The 15,631-nt window shown below is 64.4% G+C and carries 18 protein-coding genes; 8 read left to right on the top strand and 10 right to left on the bottom strand.

What is annotated here, in order from left to right; all coding sequences use genetic code 11:
- Positions 1 to 14: 14 nt before the first annotated feature.
- The 7 genes from NDI72_RS10460 to NDI72_RS10430 all read right to left on the bottom strand — a co-directional run bounded on the left by NDI72_RS10460 (position 15) and on the right by NDI72_RS10430 (position 6,285).
- Entirely contained in the window at positions 15 to 839 is an 825-nt protein-coding gene (locus tag NDI72_RS10460) for an alpha/beta hydrolase (RefSeq protein ID WP_502888389.1), read from the bottom strand.
- A 68-nt stretch (positions 840 to 907) separates the two neighbouring features.
- Positions 908 to 2,515 (bottom strand): NTP transferase domain-containing protein, encoded by a 1,608-nt coding sequence (locus tag NDI72_RS10455; protein ID WP_283800434.1) that lies wholly within the window; start codon positions 2,513 to 2,515, stop codon positions 908 to 910.
- Positions 2,512 to 3,216, bottom strand: coding sequence for an XdhC family protein (locus NDI72_RS10450; RefSeq protein WP_206547679.1), 705 nt, complete (start codon positions 3,214 to 3,216; stop codon positions 2,512 to 2,514). Before NDI72_RS10450 ends, NDI72_RS10455 begins: the two co-directional genes overlap by 4 nt.
- The gene (locus NDI72_RS10445; protein ID WP_113155031.1) at positions 3,216 to 3,554 is read right to left on the bottom strand and encodes an XdhC family protein; all 339 of its coding nucleotides are present in this window, start codon (positions 3,552 to 3,554) and stop codon (positions 3,216 to 3,218) included. The genes NDI72_RS10450 and NDI72_RS10445 overlap by 1 nt, the downstream gene beginning before the upstream one ends.
- Complete coding sequence (locus NDI72_RS10440) at positions 3,547 to 4,812, bottom strand: vWA domain-containing protein (RefSeq protein ID WP_206552692.1); 1,266 nt, start codon at positions 4,810 to 4,812, stop codon at positions 3,547 to 3,549. The genes NDI72_RS10445 and NDI72_RS10440 overlap by 8 nt, the downstream gene beginning before the upstream one ends.
- A gap of 1 nt (position 4,813) precedes the next feature.
- Complete coding sequence (locus NDI72_RS10435; protein WP_113156275.1) at positions 4,814 to 5,728, bottom strand: AAA family ATPase; 915 nt, start codon at positions 5,726 to 5,728, stop codon at positions 4,814 to 4,816.
- Between the two features lie 62 nt (positions 5,729 to 5,790).
- A complete protein-coding gene (locus NDI72_RS10430) occupies positions 5,791 to 6,285 on the bottom strand; it encodes a flavin reductase (RefSeq protein WP_206545444.1) in 495 nt (164 codons plus the stop codon).
- A 238-nt stretch (positions 6,286 to 6,523) separates the two neighbouring features.
- Here NDI72_RS10430 and NDI72_RS10425 point away from each other — a divergent pair, with 238 nt between their 5' ends.
- The 5 genes from NDI72_RS10425 (at position 6,524) to purB (ending at position 11,265) form a co-directional block, all read left to right on the top strand.
- Positions 6,524 to 7,591, top strand: a complete 1,068-nt coding sequence (locus NDI72_RS10425) for a branched-chain amino acid ABC transporter substrate-binding protein (RefSeq protein WP_283800433.1) — start codon at positions 6,524 to 6,526, stop codon at positions 7,589 to 7,591.
- Entirely contained in the window at positions 7,591 to 8,610 is a 1,020-nt protein-coding gene (locus NDI72_RS10420; RefSeq protein WP_283800506.1) for a P1 family peptidase, read from the top strand. The genes NDI72_RS10425 and NDI72_RS10420 overlap by 1 nt, the downstream gene beginning before the upstream one ends.
- Positions 8,611 to 8,634: 24 nt before the next feature.
- Positions 8,635 to 9,360: a DUF2259 domain-containing protein gene (locus tag NDI72_RS10415; RefSeq protein WP_206552694.1), complete on the top strand. Its 726-nt coding sequence runs from the start codon at positions 8,635 to 8,637 to the stop codon at positions 9,358 to 9,360.
- A 38-nt stretch (positions 9,361 to 9,398) separates the two neighbouring features.
- A complete protein-coding gene (locus NDI72_RS10410; RefSeq protein ID WP_283800432.1) occupies positions 9,399 to 9,896 on the top strand; it encodes a hypothetical protein in 498 nt (165 codons plus the stop codon).
- A 61-nt stretch (positions 9,897 to 9,957) separates the two neighbouring features.
- On the top strand, positions 9,958 to 11,265 hold the full coding sequence (purB, locus tag NDI72_RS10405; RefSeq protein ID WP_113156273.1) for an adenylosuccinate lyase: 1,308 nt from the start codon (positions 9,958 to 9,960) through the stop codon (positions 11,263 to 11,265).
- A 216-nt stretch (positions 11,266 to 11,481) separates the two neighbouring features.
- Here purB and NDI72_RS10400 read toward each other — a convergent pair whose 3' ends face one another.
- Positions 11,482 to 12,291: a VOC family protein gene (locus tag NDI72_RS10400; protein WP_283800431.1), complete on the bottom strand. Its 810-nt coding sequence runs from the start codon at positions 12,289 to 12,291 to the stop codon at positions 11,482 to 11,484.
- A gap of 222 nt (positions 12,292 to 12,513) precedes the next feature.
- Between NDI72_RS10400 and NDI72_RS10395 the strand changes: the two genes are divergently transcribed.
- Positions 12,514 to 13,062, top strand: coding sequence for an RBBP9/YdeN family alpha/beta hydrolase (locus tag NDI72_RS10395; RefSeq protein WP_113155024.1), 549 nt, complete (start codon positions 12,514 to 12,516; stop codon positions 13,060 to 13,062).
- Between the two features lie 117 nt (positions 13,063 to 13,179).
- Here NDI72_RS10395 and NDI72_RS10390 read toward each other — a convergent pair whose 3' ends face one another.
- A complete protein-coding gene (locus tag NDI72_RS10390) occupies positions 13,180 to 13,953 on the bottom strand; it encodes an HpcH/HpaI aldolase family protein (RefSeq protein ID WP_206547732.1) in 774 nt (257 codons plus the stop codon).
- A gap of 14 nt (positions 13,954 to 13,967) precedes the next feature.
- Positions 13,968 to 14,291, bottom strand: coding sequence for a DUF1476 domain-containing protein (locus tag NDI72_RS10385; protein WP_113155022.1), 324 nt, complete (start codon positions 14,289 to 14,291; stop codon positions 13,968 to 13,970).
- A gap of 270 nt (positions 14,292 to 14,561) precedes the next feature.
- Here NDI72_RS10385 and purC point away from each other — a divergent pair, with 270 nt between their 5' ends.
- On the top strand, positions 14,562 to 15,350 hold the full coding sequence (gene purC / locus NDI72_RS10380) for a phosphoribosylaminoimidazolesuccinocarboxamide synthase (protein WP_113155021.1): 789 nt from the start codon (positions 14,562 to 14,564) through the stop codon (positions 15,348 to 15,350).
- Between the two features lie 29 nt (positions 15,351 to 15,379).
- On the top strand, positions 15,380 to 15,622 hold the full coding sequence (gene purS, locus NDI72_RS10375) for a phosphoribosylformylglycinamidine synthase subunit PurS (RefSeq protein ID WP_206545450.1): 243 nt from the start codon (positions 15,380 to 15,382) through the stop codon (positions 15,620 to 15,622).
- The last annotated feature ends 9 nt before the right edge of the window (positions 15,623 to 15,631 follow it).

The following is a 15,631-nucleotide window of genomic DNA, read 5'->3' as shown; positions in this document are numbered from 1 at the left end:
CAGGGCCTCACGCATCACGGCTGCGCGAGCATCCAGTTCAGGGTCTCGCGCCAGTCGCTCATACGGATCGGCGTGCCGTGCGTCCCGCTCTCAAAACGCACGAAGCGCGCCGGATAACCCTTTGCCGACGAACGGATTTTCGTGAAAAACGCTTCCTGATTTCCAACCGGGAAAACCCGGTCTTCGCTGCCATGCCCGAAGAACACCGGCACCCGTTCAGCAAAGGCCGGGCTTTGCAGGAACGCATCGTTCCACATCGAACCGAGCAGCAAAAGCCCGCCCAGCCGGTCGGCTGTTACCCGGTCCTGCGCCAGCCGCCAGCACAGCGCGCCGCCCATCGAACCACAGGCCACGAACACCCGCGCGCCGGGTGAACGTTCCGCATAATACGCGATCAGCGCCGCGATTTCCTGTGCGCCCCGCGCCTCGAAATCCGAGAAATCGGGCGACAGGTAGAGCCCGCCGCTCTTTGCCATAAGGTTCTTGATGCGGTTGAAATTGCCCCCGAAGGTGAAGTCGTCCACCCCCTGCCGACGGTTGCCGCCCTGACCATGCAGATAAAGCACGATGGCGCTCGCACCCTCGGTCTTGCCGACCGCGACATGGCGCACCGTGCCCGCATTGGTCTGCAGCGCCAGATCCTGCTGCGCCCGCCGTACACCGGTGGAGATGTAGCGCCCGTCCACGCGGCGCTCCGGCACCGCGTCGCGCCCGTTGATGTCCCGCATCTCCCGATAGTCGACCACCCGGTAAGCGCCGCCATCGCTCGATGAAAGAACCGCCGGATAAGCAAACAGCCGGTCCTTTTGCGAGGCAAGCTCCAGCGCCTGTGCGCTCATACCGGAGAAAGCCACCATAAATCCGGCAAAACCCAAGCGAATACAGCTTCTTGCAAGAGACATCGCACTCATCGATTCAACACGCCGCCGGCCTTTTCCAGCGCCTCCGGCGTGTCCACATCCAGATGCGCGGCAGCGCCCGTCTCCACATCGACAATGCCGACCAGCTCCTGCTCCACCACATGCCGCGCGCCGGTGTCGCCCTCAAGCCGCGCCACTTCGGCAAACAGCGCGCGCGGCAGGATCACCGGATTGCCCCGCTTGCCGTTATGCGTCGCCCTGACCACCGCATTGCCGCCTGCCTTCACAAAGGCCTCCACCAGACGGTCGAGATCCACAGTGCTGATTTCCGGCATGTCGGCCAGCATCACCAGCGCGCCCGCCGCCTCCTCCGGCAGCGCCGCAATGCCGGCTTTCAGCGAGGTGGACAGTCCTTCCGCATAAGCATCATTGACCGCCACCGCCATGCCAAGCCCGTCCAGCGCGCCCTGCACGCGCGCTGCCTCATGCCCGAGCACGGCGACAGCCCCGTCGACACGGCTTTGCGCCAGCGCCGCTCCCGTGCGCCGCACCAGCGGCACGCCGTCGAATGACGCCATAAGCTTGTTGTGTTCACCCATGCGCCGCGACTGTCCCGCCGCAAGAAGCACGCCCCAGACGGAGGGCGCACGCTCCGCAATCCTGCCTTCACGCGGCTGCGGCCGGGTCGGAATTTCGGCCAATAGCCCGCCAACGCCCATCCCGGCAATGTCCGCCGAGGAAAGCTCGAGCCCCGCCATCAACCGGTCGAGCACCCAGTCGAAACCATTCGTCTTGGGGCTGCGCGCGCATCCCGGCGCGCCGATCACCGGACGCCCCTCGATGGCCCCCAGCACCAGCAGATTGCCCGGATCGACCGGCATGCCGACCCGCTCCACCGTTCCACCCGCCTTGCGGATGGCGGCAGGGATCACGTCGTCGGCGTCGCACACGGCCGAAGCGCCGAAGACGAGCAGCATGTCACTCTCATCCTTGAGCGCCGTAATGGCGCGCGCCACCGCATCCGGCTCATGGGCAGGCCGCAGTTCGCGCGTCACATGACTGCCGGAGCGCTGCAACCGCTCCACCGTGATGCGCGCCGTCTTGTCGAGCACGCTGTCCTTCAGGCTCGGCAGCGCCGTCTGCACCACGCCGACGCGCATGGCCCTGAAGGGCCGCAACGAAAACACCGGCCCGTGCGCGGCAGAAGCCGCCCTGTCCAACTGCGCGGCGGAAACGGCAAACGGGATGATCTTCACCGTCGCCACCATCTGCCCTTCGCTCACCGCGCTGTAATCGGGCAGCGTGGCCATGGTGATCGCGGGATCGACGGCGTTCACCGCATCGACCGCCTGCCGGTCCACAATAAAGAGCCCCGCCTTCTGCGCATGCAGATTGACCCGCCCGGTCGTGGGCGCGCGCGCAGAAATTCCCTCCACCGCAAGCGTTGCCGCAAGGCGCTCTGCCGCCTGATCCTCGTCCAGATCGCCAGGCTCCAGCCGCGCCGCGATCACCGTCCTGACGCCTTCCGCCCTCAAAAGCGCGATGTCGGCAGCGCCAAGCCGGTGCGCCTTGCGCAGCCGCGTCTTGCCGGCCATCGTGGCATGCGCCAGCACCGCCCCTTCGGCCTCGTCAATGGATAGCGGTCCGAACTTCACGCCGATACGCTCCTGTCCCCCGGCCCGCGCGAGCGCAACGCCGCAATCACCGCGCCCAGCACGGCAACCGCGATCTCCGCCGGCGTTGCCGCCCCAATGTCGAGCCCGATGGGCGCATCGATCCGCTCAAGCGCCGCCGGCGAAACGCCAGCCTCCGTCAGCCGGTCGATGCGCTTTGCGTGGGTCTTCCGGCTGCCCAGCGCGCCGATATAGAAGCAATCCGCTTCAAACGCCGCCCGCAGCGCGGGATCATCGATCTTCGGATCATGCGTCAGCGCGGCAAGCGCCGTGTAGGCGTCGAGCGGCTGACGCGCCAGCGCCTCGTCAGGCCATTCGGCATGAAGCGCGACACCCGGAAAGCGCTCCGGCGTGGCAAACGCCGTGCGCGGATCGATGATCGTCAGATCGAAACCCGCAATCTTGGCCATCGGCGCCAGCGCCTGGCTGATATGCACCGCCCCGATCACCACGAGGCGCGGTTCGGGCAGGTGCACGTTCAAAAAGAAAGTGCGCCCGTCGATCTCCACCACACCGGACTTGCCTGAGCGAAAGGCGCGCGCCACCGCCTCGCCAAGCGCACCGGCCACCGTGTCACCCTCGCGGATCACCCGGTCGCGCCCGTCTTCCAGATCGGTGAGCAGGATCGCGGCCCTGCGTTCGCGCCGCAGCGCGTTCAGTTTCTTCAGCGACAGCGGATCCACTAGCCGAGCCTCTCCACATAAACCCTGATGCGCCCGCCGCATGACAGGCCCACTTCCCAGGCCGTCTCGTCGGCGACGCCGAATTCCAGCATGCGCGGCCTGCCCTCGGTCAGCACATCGGCGGCCTCCGCCACCACCGCGCCCTCTACGCAGCCGCCCGACACCGAGCCCTCGAAATTGCCATCCGCATCGATCACCAGATGGCTTCCCACCGGGCGCGGTGCAGACCCCCAGGTCTCCACCACCGTGGCAATCGCCACATCGCGGCCAGCCTGCATCCAGTCCTCGGCGATCATCAGCGGATCGCGTGTCTCATCGGATTGTTTCAGCTCAGACATTGGCGTTTCTCCCGCCCTTCATATGGGCACGCTGAAAGTGCCGTGCCAAGTCCCCGCCCTGTGCGGGCGCATCCGTCAGCGCGGCGCACAGATCGCCAAGCGCATCGAGATTGTGCACCGGCCGCAGCTCGTCCACATGCGGCAGCATCGCCCGCATGCCGCGTGCGCGCGGCTCGAACCCGTCAAAGCCAAGCAATGGGTTGAGCCAGATCAGCCGGCGGCATGATTTCGAAAGCCGCTCCATCTCCCGCGACAGAACCTCGATATGATCGCGCTCCAGCCCGTCGGTGATCAGGAGCACGATTGCGCCCTGTCCCAGAACCCGGCGCGACCACAGCCGGTTGAAATCGCCAAGCGCCGTGCCGATACGCGTGCCGCCGGACCAGTCGCGCACCGCTTCAGACGCTTCTTCCAGCGCCTCGTCGGGGTCACGCCGGCTGAGCGGGCGCGTGATGTTGGTCAGCCGTGTGCCGAAGGTGAAGCTGAAGACCCGCCGCCGCTTTTCCGTCAGTGCATGCAGAAAATGCAGGAAAACCCGCGAATACTGGCTCATCGAACCGGAGATATCGACCAGCGCCACCAGCGGCGGCGCGATCTGGCGCGGCGAGCGGAATTTCGGCAGGATCAGGTCACCGCCGGTGCGCAGGCTCGCCCGCAGCATCGCATGCGGATCGATCCGCGCCCCATGCGGGTCCGGCCTGAACCGGCGCGTCGCCACCCGGTCGAACGGCAGAACGAGATCGCGCATGGCGCGGCGGGCCTCGGCCACTTCCTCAGCCGACATCTGCGCGAAATCCTTCTGGCGCAGAACCTCCATCGCCGTGAAGGAAAGCCGTGCGTCCAGTTCAAACTCCGGCCGCTTCTTGATGATCGCCCGGCGCTCCTCGTCCAGCGCATCCTCGGCGCGGCGGTCGCCGGCGCGTTTCTTCTCGCGCAGCACTTCCGCCTCGTCGCCCTCGTCTTCGGTCCGCCCTTCATCGCGCTCGTCGCGCCGCGCCCAGTAGAGCCGGAACGCCGCATCGAACAGCGCATGATCCTCATGTCTGGAAATCAGGGTGGCGTGCAGCGTCCAGTAAAAGTCGTCGCGCCGCTCGACGCCGACCGTCACCACCGCCTGAATGGCGTCCATAACGGCGGCCGGTCCCACGCGCAGCCCCGCGCGCCGGAGCATGCGGGCAAAGCCGACGATCCTGTCGGCCAGCCGCGCGCCCTCTTCGCGTTCCGGTGCTCGTTTGTCCGCGTCTGGAGCAGCCGGCATGTCAGCTGGCCTTGACCTCTTCGAGAACGCGCGCGCCCTCGCCGTCTTCCAGCCGCGCAATGTCGTCCTGGTATTTCAGCAACACGCCCATCGTGTCCGACACCGCATCCGCATCGAGGCTGTCCTTGCCCAGCGCCGTCAGCGCCGTTGCCCAGTCGATGGTTTCGGCCACGCCCGGCGCTTTGAAGAGATCGAGCTCGCGCAGTTTCTGCACGAATGTCACCACCTGTTTCGCCAGCGTGGCGTTGGCGTTCGGCACCTTGCGGGCGAGAATTTCCAGCTCGCGCTGCGCATCCGGGTAATCGACCCAGTGATAAAGGCAGCGCCGCTTCAGCGCATCGTGGATTTCGCGGGTCCGGTTGGTGGTGATCACGACGATGGGCGGTTCATCCGCCTTGATCGTTCCCAGCTCCGGCACGCTCACCTGATAGTCGGAGAGCACTTCCAGAAGATAGGCTTCGAACGCCTCATCCGCCCGGTCGAGTTCATCGATCAGGAAGATCGGCGGCCCGTCAATGCCGCTTTCCAGCGCTTCCAGCACCGGGCGGCGGATCAGGTATTTTTCGGAGAAGACGCCGCTCTCCATCTCGGAGCGGTCGTGAATGCCCGCAGCCTCGGCCATGCGGATCTCGATCATCTGCGCGGCATAGTTCCACTCATAGACGGCAGACGAAACATCAAGCCCTTCATAGCACTGCAGCCGGATCAGCCTGCGCCCGAGCCCCGCCGCCAGAACCTTGGCGATCTCCGTCTTGCCGACACCTGCCTCGCCTTCCAGAAACAGCGGGCGCTGCATGGTCAGGCTCAGAAACAGCACGGTCGCAAGCGCCCGGTCGGCCACATAGCCGCCTTCCGTCAGAAGCGTAAGCGTCTCGTCGATAGATTGCGGCAGGCCGCGGGCTGTCGTTTCGGACATCATTCCCCCATTGCTTCCCAAAGGGCTCCCCGGGTTTCCCGAAATACTCCCGGGTCGAGAGGCTACAATACCCGGTAGCCCCGCTCATGGTAGAGGAGCGGATTGCTTTTGTCGCCGATGCTCAGGCCGGCCACGCGGCCGAAATAGACCCGGTGCGTGCCGATTTCCACGGTCTGAACCACATGGCAGTCAAACACCGCCAGCGCATCCGGCAGCGTCGGCGCGCCCGTGGCGATGGTCTCCCACTCGGTCAGCGCAAAACGCTCTTCGGGCGAAAGCCCCGTCAGGCCGGAAAAGGCGTTGGAAAGCGCCTGATGGTCTGCCGTCAGCGTGTTGAGCGCGAAGATGCCATTCTTCACGAAGGCCTCATTGTGCGGGTTTTCGCGGTTGAGGCACACCAACACCGTCGGCGGATCGTCCGAGACGGAACACGCCGCAATCGCCGTCACGCCGCGCAGGCCAGCCGGCCCGTCGGTCGTGACCACATGAACGGCCCCTGCAAAGCGGGCCATGGCATCGCGATAATGACGCGGTTCGATCTCGTTGGTCTTCAGCACAGTCAACTCTTTTCAACTCACATGTGCGATATAGGATTGCTGCAGAGCCTTACCAAGGCGCACCATCGCCCGACAGTCCAAAAAAGGAAAAAGGACTGCGCCAGAAAGTCTCCATCGACGGAAGCACTTTATGGCACAGTTATTTACCAGTTCCGCAGCTTTGCGGTTAACTTCGGATGCGGGCGGCCTGATTCTCATGCTAGTGCGTGACCGTGAAATGGGTGATTGATCTCCAGATATGCGTTGCCTCGCTTGCCTTCTCGTCTCCAGTTTTGCCGCGTTGACCGCGCCTTCCGCGCATGCGCAGGAAACCTCCATCGGCATCGCCGCGCCACTCAGCGGCAATTTCTCCATTCTTGGCAATCAGTTGCGCGACGGTGCCCGCCTTGCCGCTGAAGCCGGCGGCGCCACCGCCATCGAGGCTGACACACGCTGCACCACCGAAGGTGGCGAGGCGGCAGCCCGCGCGCTGATCGCGCAGAATGTCGCCATCGTGGTCGGCTTCCTGTGCACCGACGCCATCGAGGCCGCGCTGCCGCTCTTTGCCGAGGCCGGCATTCCCGTCGTAACGCCCGGCGTGCGCACCGCCACGCTCACCGACCAGCGCGAGCGCACCGGCTGGCCTGTTTTCCGCACCGCGCCCCGCGCCGACGCAGAACGCGACGCCGTAGCCGACATTCTCGTTCCGCGCTGGCGCGAGAATTTCTTCGCCATCGTCGATGACGGCACGATCTACGGGCGTGAACTGGCCGAAAACATGCGCGCCGCCGCCGAGCTTCAGGAACTGAACCCCGTCTTCATCGACACGTTCCGCCCCCAGCTCGACAACCAGATCGGCCTCGCCGGGCGCTTGCGCCGCGCCGGAGCCACCCATGTCTTCGTCGGCGGCGACCGCAGCGACATCGCCATTCTGGCGCGCGATGCGCGCGGCATGGATTACGAACTCACCATTGCCGGTGGCGAGGCGCTGCGCGCGGAAAACAGCAGCGTCCCCCTTGCCACAGGCACGCTCATGGTCGGCCTGCCGCACTGGGCGGACATCGTCTCGGATGACGTCAGGCAGACGCTTGAAGTCGCCGGCATCGTGCCGGACGGCTATGTCATTCCGGGCTATGCCGCAACGGAACTTGCCATTGCCGCCGCCCGTCAGGCGGACGCGGAAGCAGGATCGGTCTTCGACGCCCTTTCTTCCGGCACGTTCGGCACCGCGCTCGGCTCTCTTTCCTTCGACGCCAAAGGCGATCTGAACCAGGGTTTCTATCGCCTCTTCCGCTTCGAGGACCAGACATTCCAGGAGGTTGAATGATGTGGCGCACCGGCCCGCGTAATCTGCTCACCGATGTGGCGGGCATCACTGTGGGAAACCACACGGACGAGACCGTCAAATCCGGCGTTACCGCCATTCTGTGCGATGAGCCTGCCGCCGCCGGCGTTCAGGTGCTGGGCGGCGCGCCGGGCACCTGCGAAACGGACGCTCTGGAGCCGCACAATCTGGTCGATGGCGTCGACGCCATCTCGCTGTCGGGCGGCTCGGCCTTCGGCATCGACGCAGCAGCAGGCGTACAGGCGGCTTTGCGCGAGATGGATCGCGGGTTCGAGATCCTCGGTTTTCGCGTGCCGATTGTGCCGGGGGCGATCCTGTTCGATCTGCCCAATGGCGGCGACAAGAACTGGGGCCGCTTCTCCCCCTATCGCGATTTCGGCTTCGAGGCCGCCATGGCCGCCGCGCAGGAGTTCGAGATCGGCAGCGTCGGCGCAGGCGCAGGCGCAACCACCGCCGCGCTCAAGGGCGGGCTCGGTTCGGCCTCGACCGTGCTTGAAAACGGCATCACCGTCGGCGCGCTCGTCGCCGTCAATGCCGTGGGCTCCGTCACCGTCGGCGGCACGCCGCATTTCTGGGCAGCGCCCTTCGAGATCGGTGACGAGTTCGGCGGTCTCGGCCTGCCTCACCCGATGCCCGACGATGCATCCAGAGTGTTGACCAAGCTGCGCGCCACCGCGCGCGGCAACACCACCATCGCCGTCATCGCCACCGACGCAAAGCTCGACAAGGCAGCTGCCAAGCGCCTCGCCATCGCCGCCCATGACGGTTTTGCCCGCGCCATCTGGCCGACCCACACGCCGGTCGACGGCGATCTCGTGTTCGGTCTTGCCACTGGCCGCAACGACACGGTCCTCGACATGGAAGGCGTGATCGACCTGAACGCCGCAGCCACCGCAACCATGGCCCGCGCCATCGCACGCGGCGTCTTTGCCGCAAAAAAGACCAATCGTGATATATTCCCGGTTTGGGAAGAGCTCAAAGCCACCAGCAAGCGTGACTAGTTTCAGTTTAAAAGGATTTTCAGCATGAAATCTCTTCATTCAGGGTTTTGCGCCATCGCCCTCGCCGCCACCTGCACCATGGCGCAGGCGGGCGACACCGCCTCCGTCAACATTCTCGGCTTTTCCGCCGATGGCTCCACCTTCGCCTTTGAGGAGTATGGCATTCAGGACGGTTCCGGCTTTCCCTACGCAAACCGCTATTACATCAACACCGCCAATGACAGTTTCCTGCCCGGCACACCGGTCCGTGTGCGCATCGATCAGGATGGCGCAAGCCTCGCCGACGCCCGCGCACAGGCCAAAAGCCAGTCCCAGTCCGTCATCAGCGACGCAGTGCTCGCCGAAAATCCCGGTTTCACCGCCGGCTGGAACGCGGTCACGGAAATTTCGGCCGATCCCTATCGCATCGAGGTCAATCCGCGCCCGGTCTTCCCGTCGATCGACGGCACCCTTGATTTCCGCCTCGCCGAATTGCCCATGCCCGATGGCGCGGAATGCTACGGCTTCGGTGAAGCGGCAGGCTTCCGCCTCACCCGCATCGCCACCGAACCGGGTGCGGAAACCACGCTCGTGCATGAGGACAATTCCATTCCGAAAAGCCGCGGCTGCCCGCTCGGCTACCGCATCGCCGGCGTCCAGACTTTCTACCCTCAGGGCGGTTCGCCGGTCTTCGCCGTCATGATCGCCGTGCGCGGTATCGGCTTTGAAGGGCCGGACCACCGTTTCATCGCCGTCACCGGCCAGCACTGACCTGTCATGTCCGGGGGCGGTGATAGCATCGGGATCTCATGAGACCGGCTCTCGCCGCCATCAGGCGCGCACTGCCCGCCCCCGCCACGGCTCTTCTGGGCGCGCTCCTCTGGGGCGCGCTGATGGGGCTCAACGCCTTCGCCTTCTTCTGGCAAAGCGAATGGCAGACCGCGCCGCGCGTCACCGCCCTCACCGTGATCTTTGCGCTGGGCGGCGTGCTTGCCTTTCCGCTCGGCCACACGCTTCAGGCGCTTATCGCGCGCCATGGCCGGCCTGAACAGCGCTTTGCCGCAGCCTTCCTCGCCTTCGCGCTGTGCACCCTGTGCATCACCGCCGCCCTCTACGCGCTCGAATACCGCGCCTATTACGCCCAGTGGCACGGCCCGATCCTGTCGATCCGATGGGCGTTTGAGTTCGTCTTCACAATAGCCGGCGCACTATACCAGTTCGCCGTTCTCGGCCTGCGCGTCTATTTTCCCTGGGGATTGGCCGCACTTTTCGCGCTCTCGCTCGCCTATGCCATCAAGCCGCGTTGAGCAAAACGCGCACCTCTGCTAGTGAAGCGCCAACCCCACACCTATGGAAGGCAAGGCACGCATGATCCCGCGCTATTCGCGGCCTGAAATGGCCGCAATCTGGTCGCCTGAGACCAAGTTCCGCATCTGGTTCGAAATCGAGGCGCATGCCGCAGACGCGATGGCCGAGCTCGGCATCGTGCCGAAGGACGCCGCGAAGACCATCTGGGACAAGGCCGGCGAAGCCACGTTCGACATCGACCGCATCGACGAGATCGAGCGCGAAACGAAGCACGACGTCATCGCCTTCCTGACGCATCTGGCAGAGATTGTCGGCCCCGAAGCCCGCTTCGTGCATCAGGGCATGACCTCTTCCGACGTGCTCGACACCTGCCTCAGCGTCCAGCTCGTGCGCGCCACCGACATCCTGCTTGACGATCTCGACAAGCTGCTCGCCGCTCTCAAGAAGCGCGCCTTCGAGCACAAGGACACCGTCACCATCGGCCGCAGCCATGGCATCCATGCCGAGCCGACCACGTTCGGCGTCAAGCTCGCCCAGGCCTATGCCGAGTTCGAGCGCTGCCGCCAGCGCCTCGTCAATGCGCGCGAAGAAATCGCCACCTGCGCCATTTCCGGCGCTGTCGGCACCTTCGCCAACATCGACCCGAGCGTCGAGGAGCATGTGGCCGAGAAGATGGGCCTGAAGCCGGAGCCCGTCTCCACGCAGGTCATCCCGCGCGACCGCCACGCCATGTATTTCGCCACGCTCGCCGTGATCGCCTCCTCCATCGAGCGGCTCTCGGTCGAGGTGCGTCACCTGCAGCGCACCGAGGTTCTGGAAGCCGAAGAGTATTTCTCGCCGGGCCAGAAGGGCTCGTCGGCCATGCCGCACAAGCGCAACCCGGTCCTGTCGGAAAACCTGACCGGTCTTGCCCGCATGGTCCGCGCCTATGCGACGCCGGCCATGGAAAACGTGGCGCTCTGGCACGAGCGCGACATCTCGCACTCCTCCGTCGAGCGCATGATCGGCCCCGACGCGACCGTCACGCTCGACTTCGCGCTCGCCCGCCTCACCGGCATGATGGAAAAGCTGGTCGTCTACCCCGACGCCATGCAGAAGAACATGGACCGCTTCCGCGGCCTCGTTCACTCGCAGCGCGTTCTGCTTGCCCTCACCCAGGCTGGCGTGTCCCGTGAGGACGCCTACCGCCTCGTGCAGCGCAACGCCATGAAGGTGTGGGAACAGGGCGCCGACTTCCTCACCGAACTGCTCGGTGACGACGAGGTGCGCGCCGCCCTCTCCGAAGAGGTCATCCGCGACAAGTTCGACCTCGGCTACCACACCAAGCATGTGGACACGATCTTCGAGCGCGTTTTCGGCGAAAGCTGATCTTGACGCCCTGAAACGTGAAAACGCCGGCGCATCACCCGATGCGCCGGCGTTTTTATTTGTTGGCTGGAGCAATTCCACAAGAAGCGGAAACGCTCTGGCTGAATGACGGCTTCCTTCTCCCCGCCAGCGAGGAGAAGGTCCCGGCAGGGGGATGAGGGGCTGACGCCGCGCATGAAAATCCCGCCGCATTGTGGGTTCGCGGAACCTGACGCGTCAGTTCGACGGTGCGACCCGCACGACCGTGCCCCACGGATCGACGAACTCGGTCTCCGCCGTCGCATTCCTGCTCTTCAGTTCAAGCCAGGAGAGCCCCGTGCGGTTCGGGTTGCGTTTGCCCGCCCCGGCGCTGCGCCAGCTGTTTGCGCCGATATGGTGGTGGTAACCGCCCGTCGCCAGAAACACCGCCTGCGATCCATAGCGCGTCATCGTGTCGAAGCCCTGCGCCTCATGCCACCAGGCTTCCGCCGTCACCGGGTCGCCGACGCGCAGATGCACATGGCCGATCACCGTGTTCTCCGGCGCGCCCTGCCAGCCCGCATCGCCATCGGGAACCGTGGAAAGCAGGCTGCCGAAATCGAGACGCTCGGTCGCCATGGCGATCCCGTCCGCGGTTTTGGTCCAGCATTCGGGCGCGCGGTCCGCATAGATCTCGATGCCGTTCCCTTCCGGATCGGACAGATAGACCGCCTCACTGACCAGATGGTCGGACGCGCCCTCAAGCCGCATATTGCGGTCGCGGGCAAAGAGCGACCAGCGCGCCAGATCGGCCCGCTCCGGCAACAGGAACGCCGTGTGAAAGAGACCGGCCTCGCGCGGATCGTCCGGCTCGGCAGACCGGTCCTCGGCAATCTCCAGAAGCGTGCGACCACCGACACCCAGCGCAATCGCGCCATTGTCGCCGTCCATCTCCTGAAGGCCCAGAATATCTGAATAGAACGCCGCCAGCTTCTGCGCGTCGCGCGCTTTCAGGCCGACACGGCCAATGCTGACCGGCGTGGTTGCGGCAAAGGGAAACCCACTCATCGCTTTATCTCCTGCGAAGCGGCAGCCAGCCCCTTTGGCGGGCCGCCTCATGTCCCCCTGAAACTGGCGCGCCATCCCCCTCCGCACAAGCACCTGCCCGGCGAACACGCTGTTCACCAAATAAAATACAATCTTCAAAAATCGTTCGAAAACACGCGCAATTCGCGCCGCAGATCATCCCAGCGCTTGCATGCCTCCGACACGATGGCTACATGCCCGGCCATGAAAGCTTCAGACGCCGATATTCTCATCATTCCCGGTTACACCAATTCCGGGCCCGATCACTGGCAGACGCGCTGGCAGTCGCGGCTGTCGACGGCGCGTCGCGTCGAACAGGAAGCCTGGTCGAAGCCGGTTCGCGAGGACTGGATCGCCAATGTGGTGACGGCCGTCAACGAAGCGGAAAAGCCCGTTGTGCTGGTCGCCCATTCGCTGGGCGTCGCCACCGCCGTTCAGGCCATTCCCGAGTTCAGGAAGCCGGTTGCGGGCGCATTCTTCGTCGCCCCGCCCGATGTCGCAAACAGCAAGATCAGGCCCAAACACCTGATGACCTTCGGGCCGTACCCGCGCGATCCGCTGCCCTTTCCGTCGATCACCATCGCCAGCCGCAACGATCACTTCTGCTCCTACGAAGTGGCTGAAGACATCGCCGCCGCGTGGGGTTCGCTGTTTATGGATGCGGGTGACGCCGGGCACATCAATGCCGAATCGGGCTTCGGCCCCTGGCCGGAAGGCTCCATGACCTTCGCCAAATTCCTGCAGCAGCTCTGAACAGCCTCTCCGCAGACCGCGTCTTCTGCCGGTGCGCCTGAAAAGCAAAGGGCGGCTCATCGTTCCTGAAAAACGAAGAACCGCCCTCAATCATTTGCCAGACCGGCTGTGGCCGGATCAGCCCTTGATCGAACCGCGCGCAGCCGCAAGCATGGCCGGTGCACCGTCGGTCATGTAAGCGCCCTCGGACCCGAGCGCGAAGAACCGGTATCCCATTGCATGGAAACGGCCGACAAGCAGCGGATCGACCACATAGATGGCCGCATGCTTGCCCGCTGCGCGCGCTTTTTCCGCGATGGAGGCAATCGCCGGCATCATGTCTTCAAGCGCCGGGTCCATTGTCGCGCCATTCGACCACGCAATGGAGAAGTCCGAAGGACCGACCAGAACACCGTCGATCCCGTCCACGGCGAGAATGTCATCAAGTGCCGCCAGCGCCTGCCGCGTTTCGATCATCGCGAAGGCGACCGTGTTGGCGTTCTCGTTCGCCAGCCAGGTCTGCGCATCGGAGGCCCCGGCGCGCGGCATGGCGAAGCTTGGTCCCCATGAACGCAGCCCGACGGGCGGATATTTCATGGCGGCGGCAAAGGCGCGCGCATCCTCTACCGAGTTGACCATGGGCGCGATCACGGTTTCCGCTCCCATGTCCAGCGCGCGGCTCGCCATGTCGAAACGGCCGACGGGAATGCGCACCACCGGGTGCTTTCCCTTCAGCCGAACGGCGCCCACGCCGCGCAGCACGCTGTCCTCGTGATGACCGCCATGCTGCATGTCGAGCGTGACGGCGCCGAAATCCAGTCCGGCAACCAGTTCGACGGTCTGCGAATCGGGAATCAGCGACCAGGCGGAGAAAACGCTCTCCCCCGCCCTGAGGCGTGCTGCCAGCGACAAGGACGCCAAGACGCTTACTCGCCGTTCTTGATCTGCTCGAGCGCCGTGGAGAGCAGCTCTTCCATGGTGCGGCGAATCTGGTGATCGGACTGCTCGACATTGGCGGCGTCGAAGTCCTTGCGCACCTTGCGGAACACGTCCTCGTCACCGGCTTCCTCGAAGTCCGAGTTCATCACTTCGCGCGCATAGGCCTCGGCCTCGTCGCCGCTTTTGCCAAGCTTTTCTGCGGCCCACAGGCCCAGGAGCTTGTTGCGACGCGCCATCGCCTTGAACTTCTGGGTTTCGTCGTGGACGAACTTGTTCTCAAAAGCGTCTTCGCGGTCTTTCATGCTGGCCATACTGAATGTCCTCCGGCTCGGGCATCGCAAACGATGCGGATACAACTGGGTTGGCAAGCAAAAACCAGAACCCCCGCTCCGGGTCAATACGCTCTATGGGCGCATTTGCCCTTTGGCTGCGGCCATAAACCGGTTGGCTTTGAGAAATGGCAATTGTGGTATGGACGGGTTTGCGCTAGAGACCCCGTGAAACGATGCATCTTTGAAACTGCCGCGTTGCGGAACTTCCGCGCGAAGTTTCCCTGTCAAGGCAACGGACCAGGAAAAGCCATGAACCGTCGTCGCCGCATTTATGAGGGCAAGGCCAAAATTCTTTATGAAGGCCCGGAGCCCGGCACCTTGATTCAGTTCTTCAAGGACGACGCCACCGCCTTCAACAAGAAGAAGCATGAGATTGTCGATGGCAAGGGCGTGCTCAACAACCGGATCTCGGAATACATTTTCGAGCATCTGAACCGGATCGGCATCCCGACCCACTTCATTCGCCGCCTCAACATGCGCGAGCAGCTGATCAAGGAAGTGGAGATCATTCCGCTCGAGATCGTGGTGCGCAATGTTGCCGCCGGCTCGCTCGCCAAGCGTCTGGGCATCGAGGAAGGCACCGTGCTGCCCCGCTCGATCATCGAATTCTACTACAAGGCGGATGCGCTGGACGACCCGATGGTCTCCGAAGAGCACATCACCGCGTTCGGCTGGGCAAGCCCGCAGGAGATCGACGACATGATGGCGCTCGCCATCCGCGTCAACGACTTCCTGACCGGCCTCTTCCTTGGCGTCGGCATCCAGCTCGTCGACTTCAAGATGGAGTGCGGCCGCCTTTGGGAAAACGACATGATGCGCGTCATCGTGGCGGATGAGATTTCGCCTGATTCCTGCCGCCTGTGGGACACCACCACGCAGGACAAGATGGACAAGGACCGTTTCCGCCGCGACATGGGCGGGCTGGTCGAGGCCTATCAGGAAGTCGCACGCCGTCTCGGCATCATGAACGAGAACGAACCGCCGCGCGGTGGCGGTCCCGTCCTCGTATCCTCCAAAGACAACAAGACGCGCCACTAGGGCGCGTCGGGAAATCAGGGAGCACTACCGTGATCAAGGCGCGCGTCACCGTGACGTTGAAGAACGGCGTTCTGGACCCGCAGGGAAAAGCCATTGAAGGCGCGCTCGGCGCGCTCGGTTTCTCCGGCGTCGGTTCGGTGCGTCAGGGCAAGGTCTTCGACCTGGAGCTCGAGGGCTCCGACAGGGCCAGGGCCGAGAGCGACCTCAACGCCATGTGCGAAAAGCTTCTGGCGAATACCGTGATTGAGGACTACACTGTCTCCGTTACCTGAGGTTGTAGA

The organism is Nitratireductor sp. GZWM139, from assembly GCF_030068685.1.
Classification (GTDB): Bacteria; Pseudomonadota; Alphaproteobacteria; order Rhizobiales; family Rhizobiaceae; genus Nitratireductor; species Nitratireductor aquimarinus.
This window is presented reverse-complemented; position numbering and strand designations above follow the sequence as displayed.